This is a genomic window from Streptomyces sp. P3, assembly GCF_003032475.1.
In the GTDB taxonomy this organism is placed as follows: Bacteria; Actinomycetota; Actinomycetes; order Streptomycetales; family Streptomycetaceae; genus Streptomyces.
Genome location: NZ_CP028369.1, coordinates 4,813,599 through 4,838,590 on the forward strand (window position 1 = coordinate 4,813,599; position 24,992 = coordinate 4,838,590).

Below are 24,992 nucleotides of genomic sequence, written 5' to 3' on the forward strand. Positions count from 1 at the left end.
GGAAAGGAAAGGCCATGTCCCCCATCCCCCGCAGGTCCCTCCTCAAGGCGGCCGCCGTCGCCGGCGCCGCCGCGCAGTTCAGCTGGGCCCTGGGAGCCAAGGACGCCGAGGCCGCGCCGAGAGCCGCGGCGGCGGACACGGATCCGGTGACCCTGGACTGGCTGGAGGACGGCGGCCTCGGCGCCGCCCCCGGCTCCACCCTCGGCGTGCCCTGGCCCATGGGTGCGTACCGGGAGGACCAGACCTTCGCGCTGACCGACGCCGCGGGCAAGGACGTCCCCGTACAGTCCTGGCCCATCGCCTACTGGCCCGACGGCTCCCTCAAGTGGACCGCGCACGCCGTAAGTTCGGGTTCGGGCAAGCTCACCCTCGCCGCCGGCGCCCCCGCCGCCCCCACGCAGAAGGTCACCGTCGACAAGCACGGCGGCACCATCGACGTGTCGACGGGCGTCATCACGGCGAAGATCGGCACGTCGGGCGCCACCCTCATCAAGTCCGTCACCCGCGGCTCCACGGAGATCGCCCGCAACGGCCGACTGGTGCTGATCCGGCAGCCCGAGATCGAGGACGAGGACCAGGGCACGGTCAAGACCGAGCGCTTCGACGGCGCCGTCGACGGCGTCACCGTCGAGCAGTCGGGGCCGGTCCGCGCTGTCGTCCGCATCGACGGCAAGCACCGCAAGGGCAGCCGCAGCTGGCTGCCGTTCTCCATCCGCCTCTACTTCTACGCGGGCGCCGACTCCTTCCGCATGGTGCACACCATCACCTACGACGGAAAGCAGGAGCCCGGCAAGGCGAGCGGCGACTTCATCAGGGGCCTCGGCGTCCGCTTCACCGTCCCGATGCGCGACGAGTCCTACGACCGGCACGTCCGCATCGGCGGCGAGGGCACCGGTCTGCTGCGCGAGGCGGTCAAGGGCATCACCGGACTGCGGCGCGACCCCGGCGCGGCGGTGCAGGCCGCCCAGTACGCGGGCCGCAAGCTGCCCGACCCCGCCACCTGGGACCAGCGGGTCACCACCCGCCTCCAGTACATCCCCGAGTGGGGTGACTACACGCTCTCCCAGCTGTCCGCCGACGGCTTCACCCTGCGCAAGCGCACCAAGAAGGGCCACGGCTGGATCGGCGCCGGCGGCGGCAGGCGGGCCTCCGGCTTCGGATACGTCGGCGGTGTGAGCGGCGGGTTCTCCTTCGGCCTGCGGGACTTCTGGGAGAAGCACCCCGCCCAGCTCGACATCCGCGACGCGCACACCGACGCCGCCGAGGTCACCCTCTGGCTCTGGTCGCCCGAAGCGCAGCCCATGGACCTGCGCTTTTACCACGACGGCATGGGTCAGGACACCTTCCCCGAACAACTCGAGGGCCTCAATATCACCTACGAGGACTACGAGCCCGGATTCGGCACCCCCTACGGCATCGCCCGCACCTCCGAACTCCTCTTCTGGGCCAACGAGTCGACGCCGACGCCCGAGAAGCTCGCCGAACAGGTCGAGGCCGTCCGGGTGCTGCCGCAGCTCGCGGCCCCGCCCCGGCAGCTCATCAAGGCCAAGGTGTTCGGGCCTGGCCTGTACTCCGAGCCGGACCGCTCGACCCCCGCCAAGGCGAAGATCGAGGACCACCTCGACTTCCTCTTCACCTACTACAAGGGCCAGGTGGAGCAGCGCCGCTGGTACGGCTTCTGGGACTACGGCGACATCATGCACACGTATGACACCGTCCGGCACCAGTGGCGGTACGACATCGGCGGGTACGCCTGGGACAACTCGGAGCTGTCGCCGGACCTCTGGCTGTGGCTCGCGTACCTGCGCAGCGGCCGTGCGGACATCTTCCGCTTCGCCGAGGCGATGACCCGGCACACCGGCGAGGTCGACGTCTACCACCTCGGCAAGTGGGCGGGCCTGGGCACCCGGCACGGCGTCCAGCACTACGCCGACAGCGCCAAGCAGCAGCGCATCGCCAACACCACCTACCGCCGCTACTACTACTTCCTGACGGCGGACGAGCGCGTCGGCGACCTGATGCACGCCAACGTCGACTCCGACGAGACGTTCCTCGCCCTCGACCCGCTGCGCAAGATCCGTACCGAGCCCTACACACCGGACCGGCACGCCCTGTCCATCGGTTTCGGCACCGACTGGAGCGGTCTGGTGTCGGCCTGGCTGACCGAGTGGGAGCGCAAGGGCCCCAAGTGGCAGAAGGCCAAGGCACGCGTGCTGTCGACCATGGAGACGATCGCCGCGCAGCCCAACGGGTTCGTCCAGGGCAGCGGCCTGTACGACCTGGACACCGGCAGGTTCGCCGTCGCCGACAAGCCCAAGGTCGAGGTGTCCCACCTGTCGGCCGTGTTCGGCCTGAACGAGCTGTGCGCCGAGCTGATCCACCTGGTCGACATGCCGAAGTTCAACGAGGCCTACTTCGACTACTGCCGTTACTTCAACGCCACCAAGGCGGAACAGGCGGCACGCTACGGCTCCAACTTCGGCACCCTGCTGCTCTTCCAGGGACACTCACGTCTCGACGCCTACGCCGCCGTCCAGACCGGGGACGCGGCGCTCGCCAAGCGGGCGTGGACGAAGTTCTACGGCTCCGACGGCTACACCGAGTCCTCGCCGTGGAAGACGGAGCCGCTCAGCGGGCCCGCCACCCTCGTCGCGGGCAGCGAGGCCACCTGGGTCGCCACGAACGACACCGCGCTCTACGGCCTCGCCGCCATCGAGAACCTGGCACTGCTCGGCGACAAGATGCCCTGACGGACACCCGATCCGTCCCGGGAGTCGTCCCGGGGCGGCCCCCGGGACGACTCCCGCCACCGGGCCTAGTGCATGCGGTCCAGCACCTCCCGCACCCGCCGGACGTCCCGCAGTCGCTGCTCGTACGTCGCACCGAGCGCGAGCAGCAGCAGTCCGGCGAGGGCGGGAGGCACCCAGCGGGGCAGCGCGTCGCTCACCTGGGCGAGATACGGGGCGAGTTGGCGCAGCGCGTCCAGCGTGAGCACCGAGCCGCCCAGCACCAGCGGCGCCTGGAGCCGGCGCCGGGCGCCTGACAGGGTGAGCGCCAGAGCGGCCGCGCCCAGCAGCAGCGGGCGGGTCCACTCCGGGTCGTACCAGGTGACGGCGAGGCTGGGCACAAGGGTTGCGGCGAGGCCGGGTCCGTACGCCGTCCAGGACGACGTCTGCGGGTCCTTGCGCCGGCGCAGGACGCCCACGACGAGCGCCAGGACGGTCACCGGCAGCGTGTACGCCTCCGGCGTGTCCACCCGCCAGTCGACCAGTCGTACCCACGAGGCCAGGACGAAGAGCACCGCGGCCACGTGGGCGGCGAAACGGCGGTCCGCACGGACGGCCGTGCCCGCGGCGATCACCGCGCACAGCGACAGCACCAGGGCGAGCAGGGGCAGGTCGAACACCGCGAGGCCGATGGCCACGAGGCCCGCGACGGCGCCCGTCGCCTCGACGGCGAGCGTGGTGGCCGTGTCGCCGGTCCGGGCCGCGATCAGCGCCGCGACGGCCGGGACCACCAGCACCAGCAGCGCGATGTGCTCCGGCCGCCAGCCGTCCGCGGCGCCCGCCGCGCAGGCCAGGGCGGTGGCGTAGCCCAGGGAGGCGGCCGCGGTCACCGGCGCAGAGCGCCCGCGCCGGGCGGCTGCCGCGCACACCACGGTGAGTGAGCCGAACACGGCGAGCGTGGCGGGTTCGGCGGCCAGCGAGAGGAACGCGAGACCGAGGGACGAGCCCAGGGCGAGCGCGGTGGCCGTCCGCGACGCCGGCGCCAGCAGGACCAGCGTCAGCACACCCTGCACCGACAGACCGACGACGTAGGGGAGTTGGAGGGCCGCCGGGGTGACGAACACCGCGGCCCAGGTCAGCGCGAGCGCGGCGGTGCGAGCCTTGCGCCGCCATTCCTCGTCGCGCACCGCCGTCGCCGTGACCGCGGCGACCGCGAGGAGGACGAGAGGGACCGTGACGGCGTACGGCGGCCAGAACACGTCGCTCGCCGCCGCGGCACGGGCGTCGGCGGGAGCGCCGGACCACACGCGTCCGAGCCAGGAGACCGGCCCCAGCAGCGCGACGCCGACGGCCGGCACCGACCACAGCACCGCGCCCGCCTGCACGGCGCCGGAGGCCCCGAAGAAGCCCCGGCGCACCGCCTCCGGTCCCCGGGCCCCGGCCAACAGCGCGATCCCGCAGGCCAGATAGGCCGGCACCGTCCAGTCGCCGGGCAGCGACACCCGCAGGACCCCGCCCAGACCGACGACCGTGCACAGGGCGCCGGCCGCGGCCGTGCCCGCCGCGAGGCCGGGCCCCGGGGCGAACCGGGTCACCCCCAGGGCGATCACCGCCGCCAGGGCGAGGAGCGCGGCGGCCCGTGCCGCGGCGCCCGGACCGGTCGCGTCCACCGAGAGCAGGCCTGCCGTCAGCACGCCCCAGCCACCCGTCCCGGCCGCGCACACCACGGCGACCACACGCACGGTCCGCTCGGACGCCCGCAGCGCGGCCGTCGCGTCGAAGGCGGCCGTCAGCAGCACCGCGGCCGTGAGCGCGTGCGGACCGCCGTCGCCACTCACTGTCCACAGCGGCAGCACGAGTTGAGCCGCCGTCAGGGCCGCCGGGCGGGGGAGTCGCAGCGCTGCCGAGTCCGGCAGCGCGGCAAGGGCCGTGCCGTACAGCGCCCACAGCGCCGCGAGCACGGTGAAGGTGAGCGCCGCGTACGTCGTCCCGTCCGCCGCCGGGAACGCGGCCTCGTGCAGGGCGTACGCGTCCAGCAGGGTCAGGGCCAGACCCAGGCCCGCGACCGCCTCGGCGGTCGAACGCAGCCGTCGCCGCAGCAGCGGCACGGGCGTGGCCAGCACCGCCAGGGTGACCGCGCCCAGCACCGCGGAGCGGCCGACGATCCCGAGATGACCCCAGCTGACCAGAGTGAACACCATCGCCGCGACGGTGAGCAGGATGCCGCCGAGCAGGAGGAGGACGTTCTGCACGCCCGGCGCGGTGGCCTCGGACGGGGCGGCCGGAACCCGAGGCGCCGAGGGTCCCGGCGCGGTCGGCCGGACCGGACCGGCCGCCGCCTGCTGCAGGGCGGCGACCAGCCAGGCGCGACGGGTCAGCAACTGAGCGCGGCGGGCGTCCAGTTGCCAGAGCTCCGCGTCGAGCAACCGCAGCTCGTCGGCCGGGGGCGGAATATGCGTCATGCCTGGGAGTGTGGCTCGCGTCACGTACACGGGCATGAGCGCACGTACTCAGGGACGTACTCAGATGCGGCCGGCCGCCCCCAGGGCGGGCACACTCGGCGCATGGACTGGACCCGCTACCGCTTTTGCAGCCTGTGGCCGCTGGACGCGCCGCCCACGCGCGTGTACGAGGTGCTGGAGCGAGCCGAGGACTACCCGCGCTGGTGGCCCCAGGTGCGCGAGGTGAACCGGATCGACGACACGACCGGCGTCATCCGCGTCCGCTCCCTCCTCCCGTACGACCTGACCTTCACCGCGCGTGCGGTGCGGCGCGATCCCGCGGCCAAAATCCTGCAGACCGCGCTGTCCGGCGACATCGACGGCTGGGCGCGCTGGACCGTCACCGCCGACGGCTGCGGCAGCCTCGCCCGCTACGACCAGGCCGTCGAGGTGAACAAGCCGCTCCTGAGACGGCTCGCCGTGCCCGGACGGCCGGTGTTCCGCCTGAACCACCGGCTGATGATGCGGGCCGGGCGGCGCGGCCTGACCGCGTACTTGGAAGCGGTTTGAAGGAAGCGTGCGGGGACCTGTATTGTTCGGTGCGTTCCCGGGCGATTAGCTCAGTGGGAGAGCGCTTCGTTCACACCGAAGAGGTCACTGGTTCGAACCCAGTATCGCCCACCGGGAGAGGCCGGTCCGCATCGAGCGGGCCGGCTTTTTCGTGCCCGGACGCAGGCCGGACGAGTCGCCGCGCACGCCCCGGGACGGATGCCTAGGCCGCTGCCGGCATCTCGGGTCGCAGGGGCCACGAGGTGTCCACCGTCTCCGGCGACCCGCTGCGCGCGAACCACGCCTGGAGCCCCCGCGCCTGAGCGGCATGCCAGGACGTCTGCAGGGCGTGCAGCTCGGCCGGGGACAGGCGCTCCAGGCGGGCGGCGAAACGGCGCCCCACCGCGCGGACGACCTCGAGGGCGGCCAGCGCGTCGGCCGCCGCGTCGTGCGCCTCCGCCAGGGTCACGTCGTAGTGCGCGCACAGGTCGGTGAGCGTGCGACGCCCCTTGCGGTAGCGGTCCAGCTGCTTGTCCAGGACCCGCGGGTCCAGCACCCGCAGCGGCGTCGAGTCCAGCCAGTGGTCCAGCGACGAGGCCCGGTGCCGGCGCAGCTCGCGGTCGAGCAGCGTCAGGTCGAACGGTGCGTTCATCACCACCAACGGGCGTCCAGCGGCTGCCTGTTCGGTGAGCAGCTGGGCTATCTCGAACATCACCGGCGCCGGCCAGCGGCCGTTGCGCTGCAGGTGGTCGTCCGTCAGTCCGTGCACCTGCGTCGCCCCCGCGGGCACCGGCACGCCCGGGTTCACCAGCCATCGGCTGACCCGCGGCCGCGCCCCCGGTGCGTCCTGGACGACGAGGGCGGCCGACACGATCCGGTCGGTCTCCACGTCGACACCCGTCGTCTCCGTGTCAAAAGCGGCCAGAGGGCCCTCGTACCAGTACGTCATAGCAATCCAACCCCTCGTTCACCCACGTCAGCTGACGCACCGTCTTCTGCCAGTTTGGTGATACCCGGGCTGTTTGCGCCGTACGCCGGAAGGACACAACACGAGTACGGGTCTTTGCAGTTCAGCGGCCCGTCACGGGGAACGGCTCTGCGGGGAAGGCTGTTGGCCATGGCGATAGCGCAGCCCGAGCGGAGCGGGCTGCTGCCCGAGCGCGCGGGCGTCCAACGCGGCACGCTCGCCACCACCGCCTGCATGGAGACGCTGCAGGTGGGCTATCTGCACGCCGTCGCGGCCGCCGCGGGATGCTCGCTGTCCCAGCCCTTCCCCGACAACGGCATCGACTGGCACGTCAGCCACAGCGCTCCCGGGCACACCGTCGACGACGAGGTCACCATCAAGGTGCAGCTGAAGGCCACCTACCAGGTGCGGCCCGACCCGCCCGGCCACTCCTTCTCCTTCACCCTCGACAACGACCACCTGCGCAAGCTCGCCCGCACCCCCGTGACGGTGCACAAGATCCTGGTCGTGATGATCGTTCCCCGGGTGCGGGACCAGTGGCTGCGGGCCGGCCACGACCGCCTCGACCTGCGGCACTGCTGCTACTGGGTCAATCTCGCCGGCCACCCGATCACCGGCCGGACCCGCACCACCGTGCGGATACCGACCGCACGCATATTCGACGACCGGGCGCTGTGCGAGATCATGACGCGAGCCGGGACGGGAGGCAGACCGTGACCCACCGCCCCCTGGACGAGCGCCTGCGGCCGGTGCGGCCGCACCCCGAGGCCCAGTGGAACCGGCACCCCGAGACCGGCGAGGTCGACCCGGCCGTCCTCGGCGCCCTGCTGCGCCGGCACGGCTGGCAGCGGCGCGGCGGAGCCGCCGGACGCTACGGCCGCTGGACCCCGCCCGGCCCCGGCGGCGCGGGGACGAGCCTGCTGGTGCCGGAGAGCCGGGCCTTCCCCGACAGCGACGACCTGCTGGGGGAAGCGCTCCTGGCGCTCGCCCGCAGCGGCACGCGCGGCGCCCGCGAGGTGCTGCTCGGGCTCGCCGTGCCCAGCGACGAGATCCGCTGGTGGCGGGACGCGCCGGACGGGCCCGCCGGGGCCGCCTCCTGGGCCGTCGAGGAACAGCTGCGCGGCGCGGCCCGTCAGATGCTGCTGGCCGGCGCCCTCGCCACGCGCGCGCGTGCCGGCTACTACGGGGCCCGGCACCGGCGCGCCGCCCTCGCGACCCTGGACGGCGTCCTCGTGGGCTCCGCGGCCGGTGGGCGTCGTCTCACGGCCTTCGCGCCGGTCGCCGGCGCCCGCCCGCTCGCCGTCCGGCTGCACCAGGCCCTGTACGCCGTGCGCGAGGCCATCGACTACCAGCGGGCGGCCGGCGCCATGGACGCCTTCGACGGCGCCGTGGAGGCGGGCGCCAGCCGCGAGCTGACCGAGGCGCTGATCACCCTCGTGCGAGGGACCCAGGGTGCCCGGATCGCCGTCGAATGGGCGCCCGCGGCCGGCGTCCCCGAGGACTGCGCCCCCGGCGGCGAGCCGGTCGAGTTCTCGCCCGGCGACCTGCCCGTGCTGCGCGAGGCGGGCGCCCGCTATCTGCGCGAGGAGCCCTCCGTGCCGGTGCGGATCACCGGCACGGTGGTGCGGATGCGCCGGTCGGGGCCGCGCGGCGAGGGCAGCGTGCGACTGCGGGTGCTGGCCGGCGCCGAGATCCCGCACGTCCGGCTGACCCTCGACGAGGAGGACTACCGCATCGCCGGACAGGCCCACCTGGTGGGGCTGCCCGTGCGGGTGCGCGGCCGGCTGGAGAGCCGGGGCGGGTTCCGCAGGGTCACCGGCGCGTGCGGGGTCGTCCCCGTACAGGTGGACGAGGAGGAGCGGGACCGGCTGCTGAAGTCCCTCCAGGAGAACGTCGACTTCTTCGAGGAGGCCTGCGGCGGGGAGTAGCCACCGGCCGGGACGGCGGGGGCTGATTTCGCGGTCGGCGGGTGCGGGTCGGTACGATCCCCTATTGCGCGCGCCCACGGTACGGCGCCCGCATCCGCCTTCAGTCAGGAGAGACCGGTGTCAGACGTCCGTGTGATCATCCAACGCGATTCCGAGCGGGAAGAGCGCACGGTGACGACGGGCACCACGGCCGCCGACCTCTTCGCCGGCGAGCGCTCGATCGTCGCCGCGCGGGTGGCCGGCGAGCTCAGGGACCTGGCGTACGTGCTGCGGGACGGCGAAGAGGTCGAGGGCGTCGAGATCTCCTCCGAGGACGGTCTGAACATCCTGCGCCACTCCACCGCGCACGTGATGGCCCAGGCCGTGCAGGAGCTCTTCCCGGAGGCCAAGCTGGGCATCGGCCCGCCGGTCAAGGACGGCTTCTACTACGACTTCGACGTCGACAAGCCGTTCACGCCCGAGGACCTCAAGGCCGTCGAGAAGAAGATGCAGGAGATCCAGAAGCGGGGTCAGCGTTTCTCCCGCCGCGTGGTCACCGACGAGGCGGCCCGCGAGGAGCTCGCCGACGAGCCGTACAAGCTGGAGCTGATCGGCCTCAAGGGCTCGGCCTCCTCCGACGACGGCGCCGACGTCGAGGTCGGGGCCGGCGAGCTGACGATCTACGACAACCTCGACGCGAGGACCGGCGACCTGTGCTGGAAGGACCTCTGCCGCGGTCCCCACCTGCCCACCACCCGCAACATCCCGGCGTTCAAGCTGATGCGCAACGCGGCCGCCTACTGGCGCGGCAGCGAGAAGAACCCCATGCTCCAGCGCATCTACGGCACCGCGTGGCCGACCAAGGACGAGCTGAAGGCGCACCTCGACTTCCTCGCCGAGGCCGAGAAGCGCGACCACCGCAAGCTGGGCTCCGAGCTCGACCTGTTCTCCATCCCGGAGCAGATCGGGTCCGGCCTCGCGGTCTTCCACCCCAAGGGCGGCGTCGTCCGCCGGGTCATGGAGGACTACTCCCGCCGCCGTCACGAGGAGGAGGGCTACGAGTTCGTCTACACCCCGCACGCGACGAAGGGGAAGCTCTTCGAGCAGTCCGGGCACCTGGACTGGTACGCCGACGGCATGTACCCGCCCATGCAGCTCGACGAGGGCGTGGACTACTACCTCAAGCCCATGAACTGCCCGATGCACAACCTGATCTTCGACGCGCGCGGCCGCTCCTACCGTGAACTGCCGCTGCGCCTCTTCGAGTTCGGGACCGTGTACCGGTACGAGAAGTCGGGCGTCGTGCACGGCCTGACCCGCGCGCGCGGCTTCACCCAGGACGACGCGCACATCTACTGCACCCGCGAGCAGATGGCGGAGGAGCTCGACAAGACGCTCACCTTCGTCCTCGGCCTGCTGCGCGACTACGGCCTGACCGACTTCTACCTGGAGCTGTCCACCAAGGACCCGGAGAAGTTCGTCGGCTCGGACGACGTCTGGGAGGAGGCGACCGAGACGCTCCGCCAGGTCGCCGAGAAGCAGGGGCTGCCCCTGGTCCCGGACCCGGGCGGCGCCGCCTTCTACGGCCCCAAGATCTCCGTCCAGACGAAGGACGCCATCGGCCGCACCTGGCAGATGTCGACCATCCAGCTCGACTTCAACCTGCCGGAGCGCTTCGCGCTCGAGTACACCTCGCCGGACGGCTCCAAGCAGCGACCGGTCATGATCCACCGGGCGCTGTTCGGGTCGATCGAGCGGTTCTTCGCGGTGCTTCTGGAGCACTACGCGGGCGCGTTCCCGGCGTGGCTGGCCCCGGTGCAGGCGATCGGCATCCCGATCGGCGACACGCACGTCGACTACCTGGAGAAGTTCGCCGCGGCGGCCAGGAAGCAGGGGCTGCGGGTCGACGTCGACTCCTCCTCCGACCGGATGCAGAAGAAGATCCGCAACGCCCAGAAGCAGAAGGTGCCCTTCATGGTCATCGCGGGCGACGAGGACATGGCGGGCGGTTCGGTGTCCTTCCGCTATCGCGACGGCTCCCAGGAGAACGGCATCCCGTTCGACGAGGCCATCGCGAAGATCGCGAAGGTCGTGGAGGAGCGGACACAGGTCTGAGCCGGCGCGGCCGGGCCCCGGGAGAGCCGATCAGCTCCCCGGGGCCCGCTCGTCGCCTTCCCGTGAGAACACCTGGAGCAGCCAGGACGAGAACGAGCCGGTGACCGCGCCCAGCAGCGCGAGACCGCAGGCCATCATGCCGACGGCGATGATCCGGCCCGCTTGCGTCACCGGCACGACGTCCCCGTACCCGACGGTCGTCAGAGTGGCCGCGGTCCACCACAGCGAGTCGCCGAACGTGCGGATGCTGGCCCCCGCCGCACCGCGCTCCTGCTGGTAGACGGCCAGAGCGCCGGAGAAGCCGAGGAGCAGGGTGGCCAGCCCGGCGTAGGCGACCACGCGTGCGTAGAGCGAGAGTCGCGGCTCGTCGCGTCGGCGCGCCATCGCCTGGTACACCTTCACGATCCGAAGGGGGCGCAGCAACGGCAGGATCAGCACGACGGTGTCCAGCCCATGGGTCCGCACGAAGCTCGGCCCCCGTCCGCTGAGCCGCCAGCGCACCGCGTAGTCCACGCCGAACGCCGCCCACGTGGTGTACAGCACCGCCAAGCAGACGTTGTGCAGGACGGCGGGCATGCCCGGGGCGAGGACGTGGAGGGCGTACGCGCCGAGATAGACCAACGAGGCGAGTGCGAGTGGCAGCTCGAGGCGGTCCTCCCACCCTGCCAGGCGGCTGTCGTCGCGGACCGTGCGGCTGCTGGCGTCCATGGGCCCAGCTTGGCGCGCGAGCCGTTGCCCGCAGCCCCGGCGACACGCCGCGAACGGGCGAAGCCATATGCTGCCTTGCATGACGAGTGAGCCGGAACAGCAGATCGGAGTGGGGACGCAGGACGCGTTCCAGCGCCTGTGGACGCCCCACCGGATGGCCTACATCCAGGGCGAGAACAAGCCGACCGGCCCCGGTGCCGGCGACGGCTGTCCGTTCTGCTCCATCCCGGCGAAGTCCGACGAGGACGGCCTGGTCGTCCACCGCGGTGAGCACGTGTACGCGGTGCTGAACCTCTACCCGTACAACGGCGGCCACCTGATGACCGTGCCCTACCGTCATGTGGCCGACTACACCGACCTGACCGGGCCGGAGACCGCCGAGCTGGGCGAGCTGACCAAGCAGGCGATGACGGCCCTGCGCCTCGCGTCCGGCGCGCAGGGCTTCAACATCGGCATGAACCAGGGCGCCGTCGCGGGCGCCGGGATCGCCGCCCACCTGCACCAGCACATCGTGCCCCGCTGGGGCGGCGACACGAACTTCATGCCGGTGGTCGGACACACACGCGTGCTGCCGCAGCTCTTGGCCGACACCAGGAAAATGCTGGCCGAAGCCTGGCCGACAGCCTGACACAGGTGACCGTGTCAGCCCGTCCGGCGTTTGAGGTCGAGGCCCCTTCAGGGCCGGCCGCGGGGGTCTGGGGGCGCAGCCCCCGGGGATGCCCACCCCACCGCCCGCGCGCCTCCGGCCGGCCGCCGGAGGCCTACGCGTCGTAGCTGTCCGCCTTCCTCGGCGCCACGTCCTGGACCGCACCGCTGAGGATCGAGGACCGCGAGGTGAACTTGTCGATGTTCACGTCGTGCTCCTTGAGCACCTTGAGCGCGGCCGAGTGCACCACACGCAGCACCGGGGTGGCCGCCCGCAGGGCGTCGTCGGCCATGAAACGATGACGCCAGGGCTGGTCCGCCCAGGCGTGCCGCAGGCCGAAGGGCTCCGGCAGGCCTATCGAGCCGCCGAGCCACTTCAGCAGCGGCGGGTACCAGCTGATCGTGGCGCGCGCGGCCACCCGGACCACCTCGTCGGCGGTGACGAGCGGCAGCTTGATCGTCCGGGTCTCCCAGAACCGGACGCTCTTGGCGACCTCCTTGGTGGGGGCCTCGGGCTTGGTGGTGAACAGGCCGTTCACCGGGCCCAGGGCGTGTCCGGTGACCTCGATGCGCAGCGTCTCGTGCAGCACCGTCACCGTGATCAGCATGGTGATGATCAACTGGCCGTCCCACAGCGGCCACTGGACGCCCAGGTAGTGCCGGTCGCCGCCGCCGAACTGCTGGTTGTTGCAGATGTCCTCTATGGCCCGCGGCTTGACCTGGTACGCCTCGACGTCGGTGCCCTCCGGCCGCGCGACCGCCTTGGCGTTCTCGCCGACCGGGGTGACGATCCAGTGCCGGACCGTGGGCGGCGGGAAGCCGCCGGTCTTCAGGCTCTGCCGGTTGAGCACGGAGAGCTGGTCGTGGATGGCGCGTACGACGGTCCAGCTGCGGAACTCGTGCACACCCTTGTTCGGGTCGCTCGGCACCAGCTCCTCGGCGAGGTGCCAGGCCCCCCACCGCGTGCCCATGCCGAGTATGCCCTTGGGGCCGGCGTAGAAGACCGAGTTGGACTGCTGCTCCGCGCTGAGCCGGGCCAGGGACTGACGCAGTTGCTCCGCCGCCGTCTGGTTCGGGCTGGTCGGCACGGCCTCGGGGACCTTGGCGCCGACGCTGCCGCCGGACAGCAGGCTGTCCCAGCGCTCGCGAAGGTCGACCGCGGTGCCCTCGCAGATCCGCTTGGCCAGGAACCAGCCGACCACGGGCGCCACGACGCACCCGCGCGCGTACCACCCCACGACGCCGGTGAACGGCATCTTGACCAGGAACAGCACGGCGAGCGCGCCCATGGCGACGAGCAGACCGGTGCCGAGGCCGGAGACCCGCTTGTCGTCCAGCTTCCCCATGCTCGCCCGCAGTTGGAAGACCAGCAGCCACACCAGCAGGCCGGGCAGGAACAGCAGGCCGCACAGCAGCATGACGCCGGTCAGCTTCTGGTCGCGTTCCCGGCGGATGCGGTTCGCGGCGAGGCAGTGCTCGACGACCACCTGCGGCTCGCTGCCGAACGACTGGATGAGCGGCTTGCGGCCGACGCCCAGCATGCGGTCGATCACCGCCTGCGAGAACGCCTCGCCGAGGTTGGGCCGGAAGATCCGGGCCCAGCTGCGGCCGCCGTTGACCGCCGTCTGGTGCCACTCGTTGTCGGCCTTCTTGATGTCGTCGACCGGGTTGTCCCGGTAGGCCGCCGACGCCAGGCCGAACGTCGGCGTCTGCCCTCCGTCGCCCTGTTGCGGCACCTGCGGTCCGAAGATGTCCGCGTAACCGCTGCCAACGGTCATTCCCGCCCCCGATCGCCGCTGCTCTCGCTTCTGCGGCTTTCCCGACTTCCGTGCTCCGCACACCTGTTGATCAGGTCATCAGCGTATCGGCAGGCACCGACATCCGTCGGCGGACGACCGAAGCCGTCCGCCGAACCGGAAGAAAGTCCTCCGCATGGTGCCGCACCGGCCACTTGGGACCGGTGCGGCACCAAGCGTCAGCCTGTCTCCGCCTGTTGACGCACCTTCTCGGCGACCTGAGGAGGCATCGGCTCGTGCCGGGCGTACGCGCGGTGGAAGCGGGCCGTGCCGTGCGAGAGGGAGCGCAGATCGACCGCGTACCGGCCGATCTCGATCTCCGGCACCTCGGCCCGCACGAGCGTGCGGCTCCCGCTGGTCTGCTCGGTGCCCAGCACGCGTCCGCGCCGCCCCGACAGGTCGCTCATCACGGTGCCCACGTACTCGTCGCCCACCAGCACGGACACCTCGGCCACCGGCTCCAGCAGATGGATCCTCGCGTCGGCGGCCGCCTCCCTCAGGGCCAGTGCGCCGGCTGTCTGGAAGGCGGCGTCGGAGGAGTCCACCGAATGCGCCTTGCCGTCCAGCAGCGTGATCCGCACGTCCACCAGCGGATGCCCTGCCGCCACCCCCTTGGCCGCCTGCGCCCGGACGCCCTTCTCGACCGACGGGATGAACTGCCGCGGCACCGAACCGCCGACGACCCGGTCCACGAACTCGATGCCCGAGCCCCCCGGCAGCGGCTCCACCTCGATCTCGCAGACGGCGTACTGGCCGTGCCCGCCGGACTGCTTCACATGCCGCCCGCGCCCGGCGGACTTCGCCGCGAACGTCTCGCGCAGGGAGACCCGGTGCGGGACGACGTCGACCTGGACGCCGTATCGGGAGCGCAGCCGCTCGAGCGCGACGTCGGAGTGCGCCTCGCCCAGGCACCACAGCACCACCTGGTGGGTGTGCTGGTTGTGCTCCAGGCGCATCGTGGGGTCCTCGGCGACCAGTCGGCCCAGGCCCTGCGACAGCTTGTCCTCGTCGGCCTTGCTGTGGGCCCGGATGGCCAGCGGCAGCAGCGGGTCCGGCATCTGCCAGGGCTCCATGAGGAGTGGGTCGTCCTTCGCCGAGAGGGTGTCGCCGGTCTCCGCGCGGCCGAGTTTCGCCACGCACGCGAGATCGCCCGCGATGCAGTGGGTCAGGGCCCGCTGCTGCTTGCCGAACGGCGCGGACAGGGCGCCGATGCGCTCGTCGACGTCGTGGTCCTCGTGACCGCGGTCGGCGAGGCCGTGCCCGGAGACGTGGACGGTCTCGTCGGGGTGCAGCGTCCCGGAGAACACACGGACCAGCGAGACCCGGCCGACGTAGGGGTCGGAGGAGGTCTTCACGACCTCCGCGACCAGCGGACCGTCCGGATCGCACGGTTTCAGCTCCCGTGGCCGGCCGTCGACCGTCGTCACCTGCGGCGCCTCGCGTTCCAAGGGCGTCGGGAAGCCCCGGGTGACCAGTTCCAGGAGTTCGACCGTGCCGAGGCCCTGCCGGGCGCCCTCGGCGGCGGGGGCCGCCGCGAGGACGGGGAAGAAGGCGCCTCGCGCGACGGCCCGCTCCAGGTCGTCGATCAGCGTCCTGACGTCGATCTGCTCGCCGCCGAGATACCGGTCCATGAGGGTCTCGTCCTCGCTCTCGGCGATGATCCCCTCGATCAGCCGGTTGCGGGCCTCCTCGATGGCCGGCAACCGCTCCTCGTCTGGCTCGGACTCCCTGCGTTCGCCGGAGGAGTAGTCGAACAGCGTCCGGGACAGCAGGCCGGTCAGCCCGGTCACCGGCGCGTGTCCGTCGGGCCCCTCGGGCCCGCGCAGCGGCAGGTACAGCGGCAGGACGGCGTCCGGGTCGTCCGCGCCGAAGGCCTCCGCGCAGATCCGCGTCATCTCCTCGAAGTCCGCGCGGGCGGCCTCCAGGTGCGTGACGACGATCGCGCGGGGCATGCCGACGGCCGCGCACTCCTCCCAGACCATGCGGGTCGACCCGTCCACGCCGTCCGCCGCCGAGACGACGAAGAGGGCCGCGTCCGCGGCGCGCAGACCGGCCCTGAGCTCCCCGACGAAGTCGGCGTATCCGGGGGTGTCGAGGAGGTTGACCTTGATGCCGTCGAACGTGACGGGCACCAGCGAGAGCTGCACCGAGCGCTGCTGCCGGTGCTCGATCTCGTCGTAGTCCGAGACGGTGCCGCCGTCCTCCACGCGGCCCGCCCGGTTCACTGCCCCCGCGGTCAGCGCGAGGGCTTCCACCAACGTCGTCTTGCCCGATCCGCAGTGGCCGACCAGCACCACATTCCGTACGGACGCGGGTTGGTCGGCCGCCGTAGCCCTGCCGGCGGCTCCGGGGTGTGCGTTCGCCTTGTCGCCCATTTTTTCCTTGCCTCCCGTGCACGGTGAGGTCACTGGGGGCGCGGGCACGACGGCCCCGCGTGCGATGGCGGCTCCGGCGACGCCCGCGGTCCTTCGAGCTTTCCACTCCCGCCACGGCGCGTCCATACGACGGACGCGACCCGGCCGCGTGCCGGACACCGTGCGGCCGTGAAACGGTGCGGGGGGCCGGGTGCCCGACCGTCGCTCACACACGCGCGTGACTACGATGGGCCAGCCGACGGCCAGCAGGGGCCGCACGGCCACACCGAACCTCGGGAAGGCCATGCTGAACAAGTACGCGCGTGCATTCTTCACGCGTGTCCTCACACCGTTCGCCGCGTTTCTCATCCGCAGGGGCGTGAGCCCCGACACGGTCACGCTCCTCGGCACCGCCGGCGTGATCGCGGGCGCGCTGGTCTTCTACCCCCGGGGCGAGTTCTTCTGGGGCACGATCGTGATCACGCTCTTCGTGTTCTCCGACCTCGTCGACGGCAACATGGCCCGCCAGCTCGGCCGTACCAGTCGCTGGGGGGCCTTCCTGGACTCCACGCTCGACCGGGTCGCCGACGGCGCGATCTTCGGCGGCTTCGCACTCTGGTACGCGGGCCACGGCGACGACAACGCCCTGTGCGCCGTCTCGATCTTCTGTCTGGCCAGCGGTCAGGTGGTGTCGTACACGAAGGCCCGCGGCGAGTCGATCGGCCTGCCGGTCGCCGTCAACGGGCTGGTGGAACGCGCCGAACGCCTGGTGATCTCGCTGGTCGCGGCCGGACTCTCGGGTCTGCACGCGTTCGGCGTGCCCGGCATCCAGGTGTTGCTGCCGATCGCGCTGTGGATCGTCGCCGTCGGCAGCCTCGTCACGCTGATCCAGCGCGTCGTCACGGTCCGCCGGGAATCCGCCGAGGCGGAGCAGGCGGCCGCGGCCGACGCCCCGGACGTCGCGGAGCGGGCGGACGAGGCACACGGCAGCGAGGCCCGGGGGAGCGAGGCCGCGAAGTGAGCGCCCAGGAGCGTCTGACGGACGCGTTGTACGGTCTCGGCTGGAGCGCCGTCAAGAAGCTCCCCGAGCCCGCCGCCGTACGCCTCGGCCGCACCGTCGCCGACCTCGTGTGGAAGCGGCGCGGGAAGGGCGTGCTGCGCCTGGAGAGCAACTACGCGCGCGTGGTGCCGGACGCGAGCCCGGAGCGCCTGGCCGAGCTCTCCCGCGCGGGGATGCGCTCCTACCTGCGGTACTGGATGGAGTCCTTCCGGCTGCCGGCCTGGAGCGCCGAGCGCGTCGCCGACGGCTTCGATCCCAAGGACCTGCACCACCTGACGGACGGCATCGCCTCGGACCGGGGCGTCGTCCTGGCGCTGCCGCACATGGCCAACTGGGATCTGGCCGGCGCCTGGGTCACGACGAAGCTGCGCACGCCGTTCACCACCGTCGCCGAACGCCTCAGGCCCGAGACGCTGTACGACCGGTTCGTCGCCTACCGGGAGGGCCTCGGCATGGAGGTGCTGCCGCACACCGGCGGCGCCGCCTTCGGCACCCTCGCCCGGCGGCTGCGTGACGGCGGTCTGGTCTGCCTGGTCGCCGAGCGCGACCTGTCCGCCTCCGGCGTCGAGGTCGACTTCTTCGGGGACACCGCCCGGATGCCCGCCGGACCCGCCCTGCTCGCCCAGCAGACCGGCGCGCTGCTGCTGCCCGTCACGCTCTGGTACGACGACTCGCCCGTCATGCAGGGCCGCGTGCACCCGCCCGTCGAGGTGCCCGAGGCCGGCACCCGGGCCGAGAAGACGTCCGTCATGACACAGGCGCTGGCAGACGCCTTCGCCACCGGCATCGCCGACCACCCGGAGGACTGGCACATGCTGCAGCGACTGTGGCTCGCCGACCTGGAATCCCGCCCGTCGCCGCCCCGCCCGTCGGACGGGGCGAGCGCGTGAGAATCGGCATCGTCTGCCCGTACTCCTGGGACGTCCCGGGCGGCGTCCAGTTCCACATCCGCGACCTCGCCGAGTACTTCGTCGGGCTCGGACACGAGGTGTCCGTCCTCGCCCCGGCCGACGACGACACCCCGCTGCCGCCGTACGTCGTCTCGGCCGGCCGGGCGGTCCCAGTGCCGTACAACGGCTCCGTCGCCCGGCTCAACTTCGGGTTCCTGTCCGCCGCGCGCGTGCGACGCTGGCTGCACGACGGCACGTTCGACGTCGTCCACATCCACGAGCCGACCTCTCCCTCGCTCGGCCTGCTGACCTGCTGGGCGGCCTCCGGCCCGATCGTGGCGACCTTCCACACGTCCAACCCGCGCTCACGGGCCATGATCGCCGCGTACTCCATCCTCCAGGCCGCCCTGGAGAAGATCAGCGCGCGTATCGCCGTCAGCGAGTACGCCCGGCGGACGCTGGTCGAGCACCTCGGCGGCGACGCGGTCGTCATCCCGAACGGCGTCGACGTCGACTTCTTCGCCAAGGCCGAGCCCAACCCCGACTGGCAGGGCGGCACCATCGGCTTCGTCGGACGCATCGACGAGTCGCGCAAGGGCCTGCCCGTGCTGATGCGGGCCCTGCCGAAGATCTTCGCCGAACGCCCGGACGCACGGCTGCTGGTCGCCGGGCGCGGCGACGAGAAGGAAGCGGTGGAGAACCTGCCGAAGGAGTTGCACGCGCGCGTGGAGTTCCTCGGCATGGTCAGCGACGAGGACAAGGCGCGCTTCCTGCGCAGCGTCGACCTCTACGTCGCGCCCAACACCGGCGGCGAGAGCTTCGGCATCATCCTCGTCGAGGCCATGTCGGCGGGAGCGCCGGTGCTCGCCTCCGACCTCGACGCGTTCGCCCAGGTCCTCGACCAAGGCGCGGCGGGCGAGCTGTTCGCCAACGAGGACGCGGACGCGCTGGCCGCCGCGGCGGTACGGCTCCTGGGCGACCCGGAACGCCGGGAGCAGCTGAGCGAGCGGGGCAGCGCGCATGTGCGGCGCTTCGACTGGTCGACCGTCGGCGCCGACATCCTGTCGGTCTACGAGACGGTGACGGCGGGAGCGGCGGCGGTCGCGGCCGACGACGAACGGGGATCGACGGGGTTGCGGGCCCGGCTCGGGCTGGCCAGGGACTGACCCGCCCCGCCGCCGCGGGGATCGCGGGTAGCCTTGCCGCCCGTGACCGCAACCCTGATCTGGATCCTGGTCGTCCTCGTCGCGATCGGCCTCTACCTGAGCTGGACGGCGGGACGGCTCGACCGGCTGCACGCCCGCATCGACGCCGCCCGTGCGGCGCTCGACGCGCAGCTGCTGCGCCGCGCGTCGGTGGCCCAGGAACTGGCCACCTCCAAGGTCCTCGACCCCGCCGCCTCGATCGTCCTGTACGAGGCCGCGCACGCCGCCCGACAGGCCGAGGAGGAGCAGCGCGAGGTCGCCGAGAGCGAGCTCAGCCAGGCCCTGCGGGCCGTCTTCGCGGATGTCCAGCAGGTCGAGGTCGTACGCGAGGCGCCCGGCGGGGAGGAGGCGGCCCGCGAGCTCACGGAGGCAGTCCGCCGGGTCCCCATGGCCCGGCGCTTCCACAACGACGCGGTGGGCGCCGTCCGCAGACTGCGCGAGCACCGCAAGGTCCGCTGGTTCCGCCTGGCCGGCCACGCCCCGTTCCCGATGGCCTTCGAGATGGACGACGAACCCCCGTCGGCGCTGGCCGACCGGGCCGTCTGACCGGGGACCGGCCGAGCCCGTCCGGGCGGCGCATCGGCGTGCGTCGGGGGCTGCTCGGGCGCCGCCCGGGAAAAGGATCCACCGGCTGCACATTGGCCCTTGCTGTGGACTGGTCCATTCGCGTTTCCTCAGTGCCGAAGAATCCTCTTTTCGACTAGTGAGGTCACCCGTGTCCAGCACGATCTCCGAAAACCAGACCCCCGAGACCGGCACCGCGCGCGTGAAGCGCGGGATGGCCGAGCAGCTCAAGGGCGGCGTGATCATGGACGTCGTCACGCCGGAGCAGGCGAAGATCGCCGAGGACGCGGGCGCCGTCGCCGTCATGGCGCTGGAGCGGGTCCCGGCCGACATCCGCAAGGACGGCGGCGTCGCCCGGATGTCGGACCCCGACATGATCGAGGGCATCATCGAGGCCGTGTCCATCCCGGTCATGGCCAAGTCCCGGATCGGCCACTTCGTCGAGGCCCAGGTCCTGCAGTCGCTCGGCGTCGACTACATCGACGAGTCCGAGGTCCTCACCCCGGCCGACGAGGTCAACCACAGCGACAAGTTCGCCTTCACGACCCCGTTCGTCTGCGGCGCCACCAACCTGGGCGAGGCCCTGCGCCGCATCGCCGAGGGCGCCGCGATGATCCGCTCCAAGGGTGAGGCCGGCACCGGCAACGTCGTCGAGGCCGTGCGCCACCTGCGCCAGATCAAGAACGAGATCGCCCGTCTGCGCGGCTACGACAACAACGAGCTGTACGCCGCCGCCAAGGACCTGCGCGCCCCCTACGAGCTGGTCAAGGAGGTCGCCGAGCTCGGCAAGCTCCCGGTCGTGCTGTTCTCCGCCGGCGGTGTCGCCACCCCGGCCGACGCCGCGCTGATGCGCCAGCTCGGCGCCGAGGGCGTCTTCGTCGGCTCCGGCATCTTCAAGTCCGGCGACCCGGCCAAGCGTGCCGCCGCGATCGTGAAGGCGACCACCTTCTACGACGACCCGAAGATCATCGCGGACGCGTCCCGCAACCTGGGCGAGGCCATGGTCGGCATCAACTGCGACACCCTCCCCGAGGCCGAGCGCTACGCCAACCGCGGCTGGTAACACCTCATGAGCGACACGGTCCCTGTCATAGGCGTCCTGGCCCTCCAGGGCGACGTACGGGAGCACCTCGTAGCCCTGGCCGCGGCCGACGCCGTGGCCAGGCCGGTGCGGCGCCCCGAGGAACTCGCCGAGGTCGACGGCCTCGTCATACCCGGCGGCGAGTCCACGACCATCTCCAAGCTGGCCGTCCTGTTCGGCGTGATGGAGCCCCTTCGCGCGCGTGTACGGTCCGGCATGCCCGTCTACGGCACCTGCGCGGGCATGATCATGCTCGCCGACAAGATCCTCGACCCGCGCTCGGGCCAGGAGACCGTCGGCGGCATCGACATGATCGTGCGCCGCAACGCGTTCGGACGTCAGAACGAGTCCTTCGAGGCCACGGTGGACGTCGTGGGCGTGCAGGGCCCTCCCGTGGAGGGTGTCTTCATCCGCGCTCCCTGGGTCGAGTCCGTGGGCGCCCGGGCCGAGGTGCTCGCCGAGCACGGCGGGCACATCGTCGCGGTCCGCCAGGGCAACGCGCTCGCCACCTCGTTCCACCCGGAGCTGACCGGCGACCACCGGGTGCACGCCCTCTTCGTGGACATGGTGCGCGCGAACCGGGTGGCGGCGTCCTAGTAGGATCTGGAGGTCCCCTCTGGCTCCGCAGGCCCGGGGAGTTCGTCCAGGTTGGGTTACGCGAAGGAGACAGGCAGATGTCCGGCCACTCTAAATGGGCTACGACGAAGCACAAGAAGGCCGTGATCGACGCCAAGCGCGGCAAGCTCTTCGCGAAGATGATCAAGAACATCGAAGTCGCGGCCCGTACCGGTGGCGCGGACGTGTCCGGCAACCCGACGCTGTTCGACGCCATCCAGAAGGCCAAGAAGAGCTCGGTCCCGAACAAGAACATCGACTCCGCGGTGAAGCGCGGCGCCGGTCTCGAGGCCGGCGGCGCCGACTACGAGACGATCATGTACGAGGGTTACGGACCGAACGGCGTCGCGGTCCTCATCGAGTGCCTCACCGACAACCGCAACCGCGCAGCCTCAGACGTCCGCGTGGCCATGACCCGCAACGGCGGCTCCATGGCCGACCCGGGCTCGGTGTCGTACCTCTTCAACCGCAAGGGCGTCGTCGTCGTCCCCAAGGGCGAGCTGGCCGAGGACGACGTCCTCGGCGCCGTGCTCGACGCGGGCGCCGAAGAGGTCAACGACCTCGGTGAGACCTTCGAGGTCCTCTCCGAGGCCACCGACCTGGTCGCGGTGCGCACCGCGCTCCAGGAGGCCGGCATCGACTACGACTCGGCCGAGGCCAACTTCGTCCCGACCATGCAGGTCGAGCTCGACGAGGACGGCGCGCGGAAGATCTTCAAGCTGATCGACGCGCTCGAGGACAGCGACGACGTGCAGAACGTCTTCGCCAACTTCGACGTCAGCGACGAGGTCATGGAGAAGGTCGACGCCTGAGCCGGCGCTCCACCGCGTCTTCGAACGGGCCGACGGGACACCCCCGTCGGCCCGTCGCGTTGCCGGGCGTGCGCAGGGGCGTGTGCCGCCAGGCGTTGTCGGTGGCACCCGATAGCCTGCACGAACCGGTGGGCGTCCCGGCCGGGCCGGGGGAGAGCGAAGGGAGGGCGGGCGTGCGGGTACTCGGGGTGGACCCCGGACTGACACGGTGCGGTGTCGGCGTCGTCGAGGGAGTCGCGGGCCGGCCCCTCACCATGCTCGGTGTGGGAGTCGTACGGACCCCCGCCGACGCCGAGTTGGGACAGCGCCTCGTCGCCGTCGAGCAGGGCATCGAAGCGTGGCTCGACGAACACCGGCCCGAATTCGTCGCCGTGGAACGGGTGTTCAGCCAGCACAACGTGCGCACGGTGATGGGCACCGCCCAGGCGAGTGCCGTCGCCATGCTGTGCGCGGCCCGCCGCGGCATCCCCGTCGCCCTGCACACCCCCAGCGAGGTCAAGGCCGCCGTCACCGGCAGCGGGCGCGCGGACAAGGCCCAGGTCGGCGCGATGGTCACCCGCCTGCTGCGACTCGACGCGCCCCCCAGACCGGCCGACGCCGCCGACGCCCTCGCCCTCGCCATCTGCCACATCTGGCGCGCACCCGCGCAGAACCGGCTCCAGCAGGCGATCGCCCGGCACACCGCCAAGGCGCGCACGCACCCCGAGACCGCCCCGATCACATCGAAAGGCCGTACGGCATGATCGCCTTCGTCAGCGGCACCGTCGCCGCACTCGCCCCGGACACCGCGGTGCTGGAGGTGGGCGGTGTGGGCATGGCCGTCCAGTGCTCGCCGAACACGCTGTCCACGCTCCGGCTCGGCAAACCGGCCAAGCTCGCCACCTCCCTCGTCGTACGGGAGGACTCGCTGACCCTCTACGGCTTCGTCGACGACGACGAGCGTCAGGTCTTCGAACTGCTGCAGACCGCCAGTGGCGTCGGCCCCCGGCTCGCCCAGGCCATGCTGGCGGTCCACGCCCCGGACGCCCTGCGCCGCGCGGTGGCCACCGGAGACGAGAAGGCGCTGATCGCCGTCCCCGGCATCGGCAAGAGGGGCGCGCAGAAGCTGCTGCTGGAGCTCAAGGACCGGCTCGGCGAGCCGATCGGCGCCCCCGCGGTCGGAGCACCGGTCACCAGCGGCTGGCGCGACCAGCTGCACGCCGCCCTGATCGGCCTCGGCTACGCCACCCGCGAGGCCGACGAGGCGGTCGCCGCAGTGACCCCGCGGGCCGAGGCCGCCGGCGGTGCGCCCCAGGTCGGCCAGCTGCTGAAGGCCGCCCTGCAGACCCTGAACCGCGCCCGCTAGGAGAACGTCAGTGAACTGGGACGACACGACCGAGGACACCACCGCCGAGGAGCGGCTGGTGGGCTCGGTCGCCGACCGGGAGGACCAGGCCGTCGAGGCCGCCCTGCGTCCCAAGGACCTCGGCGAGTTCATCGGTCAGGAGAAGGTCCGCGAGCAGCTCGACCTCGTCCTGCGCGCCGCCCGCGCGCGGGGCGCGACCGCCGACCACGTGCTGCTCTCCGGAGCCCCCGGCCTCGGCAAGACCACCCTCTCGATGATCATTGCCGCGGAGATGGGCGCCCCGATCCGCATCACCTCAGGTCCCGCGATCCAGCACGCCGGCGACCTCGCCGCGATCCTCTCCTCGCTCCAGGAGGGCGAGGTCCTCTTCCTCGACGAGATCCACCGCATGTCCCGGCCCGCCGAGGAGATGCTGTACATGGCGATGGAGGACTTCCGCGTCGACGTCATCGTCGGCAAGGGCCCCGGCGCCACCGCCATCCCCCTCGAACTGCCCCCCTTCACCCTCGTCGGCGCCACCACGCGCGCGGGCCTGCTGCCGCCCCCGCTGCGCGACCGCTTCGGGTTCACCGCGCACATGGAGTTCTACGAGCCCGGCGAGCTGCGACGCGTCATCCACCGCTCGGCCGACCTCCTCGACGTCGAGATCGACGCGGAGGGGGCGGCCGAGATCGCCGGCCGCTCCCGCGGCACGCCCCGTATCGCCAACCGTCTGCTGCGCCGTGTCCGCGACTACGCGCAGGTCAAGGCCGACGGGAGGGTGACCCGCGAGATCGCCGCGGCGGCGCTGAAGGTCTACGAGGTGGACGAGCGGGGGCTGGACCGCCTGGACCGGGGGGTCCTGGAAGCCCTGCTGAAACTGTTCGGGGGCGGCCCGGTCGGTCTGTCCACGCTCGCCGTCGCCGTGGGGGAGGAGCGTGAGACCGTGGAGGAGGTGGCCGAACCCTTCCTCGTCCGGGAGGGGCTGCTCGCCCGCACACCGCGCGGCCGGGTGGCGACCCCGGCCGCCTGGACGCACCTAGGCCTCACTCCGCCCCGGGCCCCGGGCCAGGGAAGCGGGCAGCAGGACCTGTTCGGGACGTGACGCCGGGGCTTCGGCGAGGACATTGGCCGGGTCAGGAACCCAGGTGCCATGCTGAGCGTTGTTCCCTGCGCGCGGACTCGCTTAGACTCCGCCGATGCCGCCCTAGTCGGCAGCACACAACCCCCATC

At 72.0% G+C, this 24,992-nt stretch carries 21 protein-coding genes and 1 tRNA gene; 17 read left to right on the forward strand and 5 right to left on the reverse strand.

All coding sequences use genetic code 11. From position 1 onward, the window contains the following. Nucleotides 1-14: 14 nt before the first annotated feature. A complete protein-coding gene (locus C6376_RS21715; protein ID WP_107444959.1) occupies nt 15-2,750 on the forward strand; it encodes a Tat pathway signal sequence domain protein in 2,736 nt (911 codons plus the stop codon). Nucleotides 2,751-2,815: 65 nt separating this feature from the next. Here C6376_RS21715 and C6376_RS21720 read toward each other — a convergent pair whose 3' ends face one another. Further along, nucleotides 2,816-5,188, reverse strand: coding sequence for an SCO7613 C-terminal domain-containing membrane protein (locus C6376_RS21720; protein ID WP_254076006.1), 2,373 nt, complete (start codon nt 5,186-5,188; stop codon nt 2,816-2,818). 102 nt (nt 5,189-5,290) lie between these two features. Here C6376_RS21720 and C6376_RS21725 point away from each other — a divergent pair, with 102 nt between their 5' ends. Together C6376_RS21725 and C6376_RS21730 are read left to right on the forward strand one after the other, a co-directional pair. Beyond that, nucleotides 5,291-5,737: an SRPBCC family protein gene (locus tag C6376_RS21725; RefSeq protein ID WP_107444961.1), complete on the forward strand. Its 447-nt coding sequence runs from the start codon at nt 5,291-5,293 to the stop codon at nt 5,735-5,737. Nucleotides 5,738-5,776: 39 nt separating this feature from the next. After that, nucleotides 5,777-5,848: transfer RNA gene (locus tag C6376_RS21730), tRNA-Val, on the forward strand. Nucleotides 5,849-5,939: 91 nt separating this feature from the next. Here the strand turns inward: C6376_RS21730 and C6376_RS21735 are convergent. Further along, on the reverse strand, nt 5,940-6,665 hold the full coding sequence (locus tag C6376_RS21735) for a 3'-5' exonuclease (RefSeq protein ID WP_107444962.1): 726 nt from the start codon (nt 6,663-6,665) through the stop codon (nt 5,940-5,942). 168 nt (nt 6,666-6,833) lie between these two features. Between C6376_RS21735 and C6376_RS21740 the strand changes: the two genes are divergently transcribed. The 3 genes from C6376_RS21740 (at nt 6,834) to thrS (ending at nt 10,705) form a co-directional block, all read left to right on the forward strand. Continuing rightward, entirely contained in the window at nt 6,834-7,400 is a 567-nt protein-coding gene (locus C6376_RS21740; protein ID WP_107444963.1) for a DUF4365 domain-containing protein, read from the forward strand. Then, a complete protein-coding gene (locus tag C6376_RS21745; protein ID WP_107444964.1) occupies nt 7,397-8,611 on the forward strand; it encodes a hypothetical protein in 1,215 nt (404 codons plus the stop codon). The genes C6376_RS21740 and C6376_RS21745 overlap by 4 nt, the downstream gene beginning before the upstream one ends. 117 nt (nt 8,612-8,728) lie before the next feature. Next, nucleotides 8,729-10,705: a threonine--tRNA ligase gene (gene thrS, locus C6376_RS21750; RefSeq protein ID WP_107444965.1), complete on the forward strand. Its 1,977-nt coding sequence runs from the start codon at nt 8,729-8,731 to the stop codon at nt 10,703-10,705. A 30-nt stretch (nt 10,706-10,735) separates the two neighbouring features. Here thrS and C6376_RS21755 read toward each other — a convergent pair whose 3' ends face one another. Next, nucleotides 10,736-11,413 carry a potassium channel family protein gene (locus C6376_RS21755; protein WP_107444966.1) on the reverse strand — a complete coding sequence of 226 codons (678 nt, stop codon included), beginning with the start codon at nt 11,411-11,413 and terminating at the stop codon, nt 10,736-10,738. Between the two features lie 67 nt (nt 11,414-11,480). Between C6376_RS21755 and C6376_RS21760 the strand changes: the two genes are divergently transcribed. Then, on the forward strand, nt 11,481-12,041 hold the full coding sequence (locus C6376_RS21760; RefSeq protein ID WP_107444967.1) for an HIT domain-containing protein: 561 nt from the start codon (nt 11,481-11,483) through the stop codon (nt 12,039-12,041). 133 nt (nt 12,042-12,174) lie between these two features. Here the strand turns inward: C6376_RS21760 and C6376_RS21765 are convergent, their stop codons facing one another. Both C6376_RS21765 and C6376_RS21770 read right to left on the reverse strand, forming a co-directional pair. Then, nucleotides 12,175-13,836 carry a hypothetical protein gene (locus tag C6376_RS21765; protein ID WP_107444968.1) on the reverse strand — a complete coding sequence of 554 codons (1,662 nt, stop codon included), beginning with the start codon at nt 13,834-13,836 and terminating at the stop codon, nt 12,175-12,177. A 197-nt stretch (nt 13,837-14,033) separates the two neighbouring features. Continuing rightward, nucleotides 14,034-16,229 (reverse strand): elongation factor G-like protein EF-G2, encoded by a 2,196-nt coding sequence (locus C6376_RS21770; protein ID WP_107444969.1) that lies wholly within the window; start codon nt 16,227-16,229, stop codon nt 14,034-14,036. A 226-nt stretch (nt 16,230-16,455) separates the two neighbouring features. Between C6376_RS21770 and pgsA the strand changes: the two genes are divergently transcribed. The 10 genes from pgsA to ruvB all read left to right on the forward strand — a co-directional run bounded on the left by pgsA (nt 16,456) and on the right by ruvB (nt 24,864). Next, entirely contained in the window at nt 16,456-17,229 is a 774-nt protein-coding gene (pgsA, locus tag C6376_RS21775) for a phosphatidylinositol phosphate synthase (protein ID WP_107444970.1), read from the forward strand. Beyond that, on the forward strand, nt 17,226-18,158 hold the full coding sequence (locus C6376_RS21780) for a phosphatidylinositol mannoside acyltransferase (protein ID WP_107444971.1): 933 nt from the start codon (nt 17,226-17,228) through the stop codon (nt 18,156-18,158). The genes pgsA and C6376_RS21780 overlap by 4 nt, the downstream gene beginning before the upstream one ends. Next, nucleotides 18,155-19,324, forward strand: a complete 1,170-nt coding sequence (locus C6376_RS21785; RefSeq protein ID WP_107449096.1) for a glycosyltransferase family 4 protein — start codon at nt 18,155-18,157, stop codon at nt 19,322-19,324. Before C6376_RS21780 ends, C6376_RS21785 begins: the two co-directional genes overlap by 4 nt. 42 nt (nt 19,325-19,366) lie before the next feature. Then, nucleotides 19,367-19,909: a hypothetical protein gene (locus tag C6376_RS21790; RefSeq protein WP_107444972.1), complete on the forward strand. Its 543-nt coding sequence runs from the start codon at nt 19,367-19,369 to the stop codon at nt 19,907-19,909. 169 nt (nt 19,910-20,078) lie between these two features. Next, a complete protein-coding gene (gene pdxS, locus C6376_RS21795; RefSeq protein ID WP_057580365.1) occupies nt 20,079-20,990 on the forward strand; it encodes a pyridoxal 5'-phosphate synthase lyase subunit PdxS in 912 nt (303 codons plus the stop codon). Nucleotides 20,991-20,996: 6 nt separating this feature from the next. Then, complete coding sequence (gene pdxT, locus C6376_RS21800; RefSeq protein ID WP_107444973.1) at nt 20,997-21,605, forward strand: pyridoxal 5'-phosphate synthase glutaminase subunit PdxT; 609 nt, start codon at nt 20,997-20,999, stop codon at nt 21,603-21,605. A gap of 77 nt (nt 21,606-21,682) precedes the next feature. Next, on the forward strand, nt 21,683-22,435 hold the full coding sequence (locus tag C6376_RS21805) for a YebC/PmpR family DNA-binding transcriptional regulator (RefSeq protein ID WP_107444974.1): 753 nt from the start codon (nt 21,683-21,685) through the stop codon (nt 22,433-22,435). Nucleotides 22,436-22,608: 173 nt separating this feature from the next. Further along, entirely contained in the window at nt 22,609-23,178 is a 570-nt protein-coding gene (gene ruvC, locus C6376_RS21810) for a crossover junction endodeoxyribonuclease RuvC (RefSeq protein ID WP_107444975.1), read from the forward strand. Then, nucleotides 23,175-23,780: a Holliday junction branch migration protein RuvA gene (gene ruvA / locus C6376_RS21815; protein ID WP_107444976.1), complete on the forward strand. Its 606-nt coding sequence runs from the start codon at nt 23,175-23,177 to the stop codon at nt 23,778-23,780. Before ruvC ends, ruvA begins: the two co-directional genes overlap by 4 nt. A gap of 10 nt (nt 23,781-23,790) precedes the next feature. Then, complete coding sequence (ruvB, locus tag C6376_RS21820) at nt 23,791-24,864, forward strand: Holliday junction branch migration DNA helicase RuvB (RefSeq protein WP_107444977.1); 1,074 nt, start codon at nt 23,791-23,793, stop codon at nt 24,862-24,864. Nucleotides 24,865-24,992 lie beyond the last annotated feature (128 nt).

Bases quoted from the DNA above. Each gene is read 5' to 3' on its own strand.
- C6376_RS21715 (WP_107444959.1), top strand. From the start codon at position 15: ATGTCCCCCATCCCCCGCAGGTCCCTCCTCAAGGCGGCCGCCGTCGCC.
- C6376_RS21720 (WP_254076006.1), bottom strand. From the start codon at position 5,188: ATGACGCATATTCCGCCCCCGGCCGACGAGCTGCGGTTGCTCGACGCG.
- C6376_RS21725 (WP_107444961.1), top strand. From the start codon at position 5,291: ATGGACTGGACCCGCTACCGCTTTTGCAGCCTGTGGCCGCTGGACGCG.
- C6376_RS21735 (WP_107444962.1), bottom strand. From the start codon at position 6,665: ATGACGTACTGGTACGAGGGCCCTCTGGCCGCTTTTGACACGGAGACG.
- C6376_RS21740 (WP_107444963.1), top strand. From the start codon at position 6,834: ATGGCGATAGCGCAGCCCGAGCGGAGCGGGCTGCTGCCCGAGCGCGCG.
- C6376_RS21755 (WP_107444966.1), bottom strand. From the start codon at position 11,413: ATGGACGCCAGCAGCCGCACGGTCCGCGACGACAGCCGCCTGGCAGGG.
- C6376_RS21760 (WP_107444967.1), top strand. From the start codon at position 11,481: ATGCTGCCTTGCATGACGAGTGAGCCGGAACAGCAGATCGGAGTGGGG.
- C6376_RS21765 (WP_107444968.1), bottom strand. From the start codon at position 13,836: ATGACCGTTGGCAGCGGTTACGCGGACATCTTCGGACCGCAGGTGCCG.
- C6376_RS21770 (WP_107444969.1), bottom strand. From the start codon at position 16,229: ATGGGCGACAAGGCGAACGCACACCCCGGAGCCGCCGGCAGGGCTACG.
- pgsA (WP_107444970.1), top strand. From the start codon at position 16,456: ATGGGCCAGCCGACGGCCAGCAGGGGCCGCACGGCCACACCGAACCTC.
- pdxT (WP_107444973.1), top strand. From the start codon at position 20,997: ATGAGCGACACGGTCCCTGTCATAGGCGTCCTGGCCCTCCAGGGCGAC.
- C6376_RS21805 (WP_107444974.1), top strand. From the start codon at position 21,683: ATGTCCGGCCACTCTAAATGGGCTACGACGAAGCACAAGAAGGCCGTG.
- ruvA (WP_107444976.1), top strand. From the start codon at position 23,175: ATGATCGCCTTCGTCAGCGGCACCGTCGCCGCACTCGCCCCGGACACC.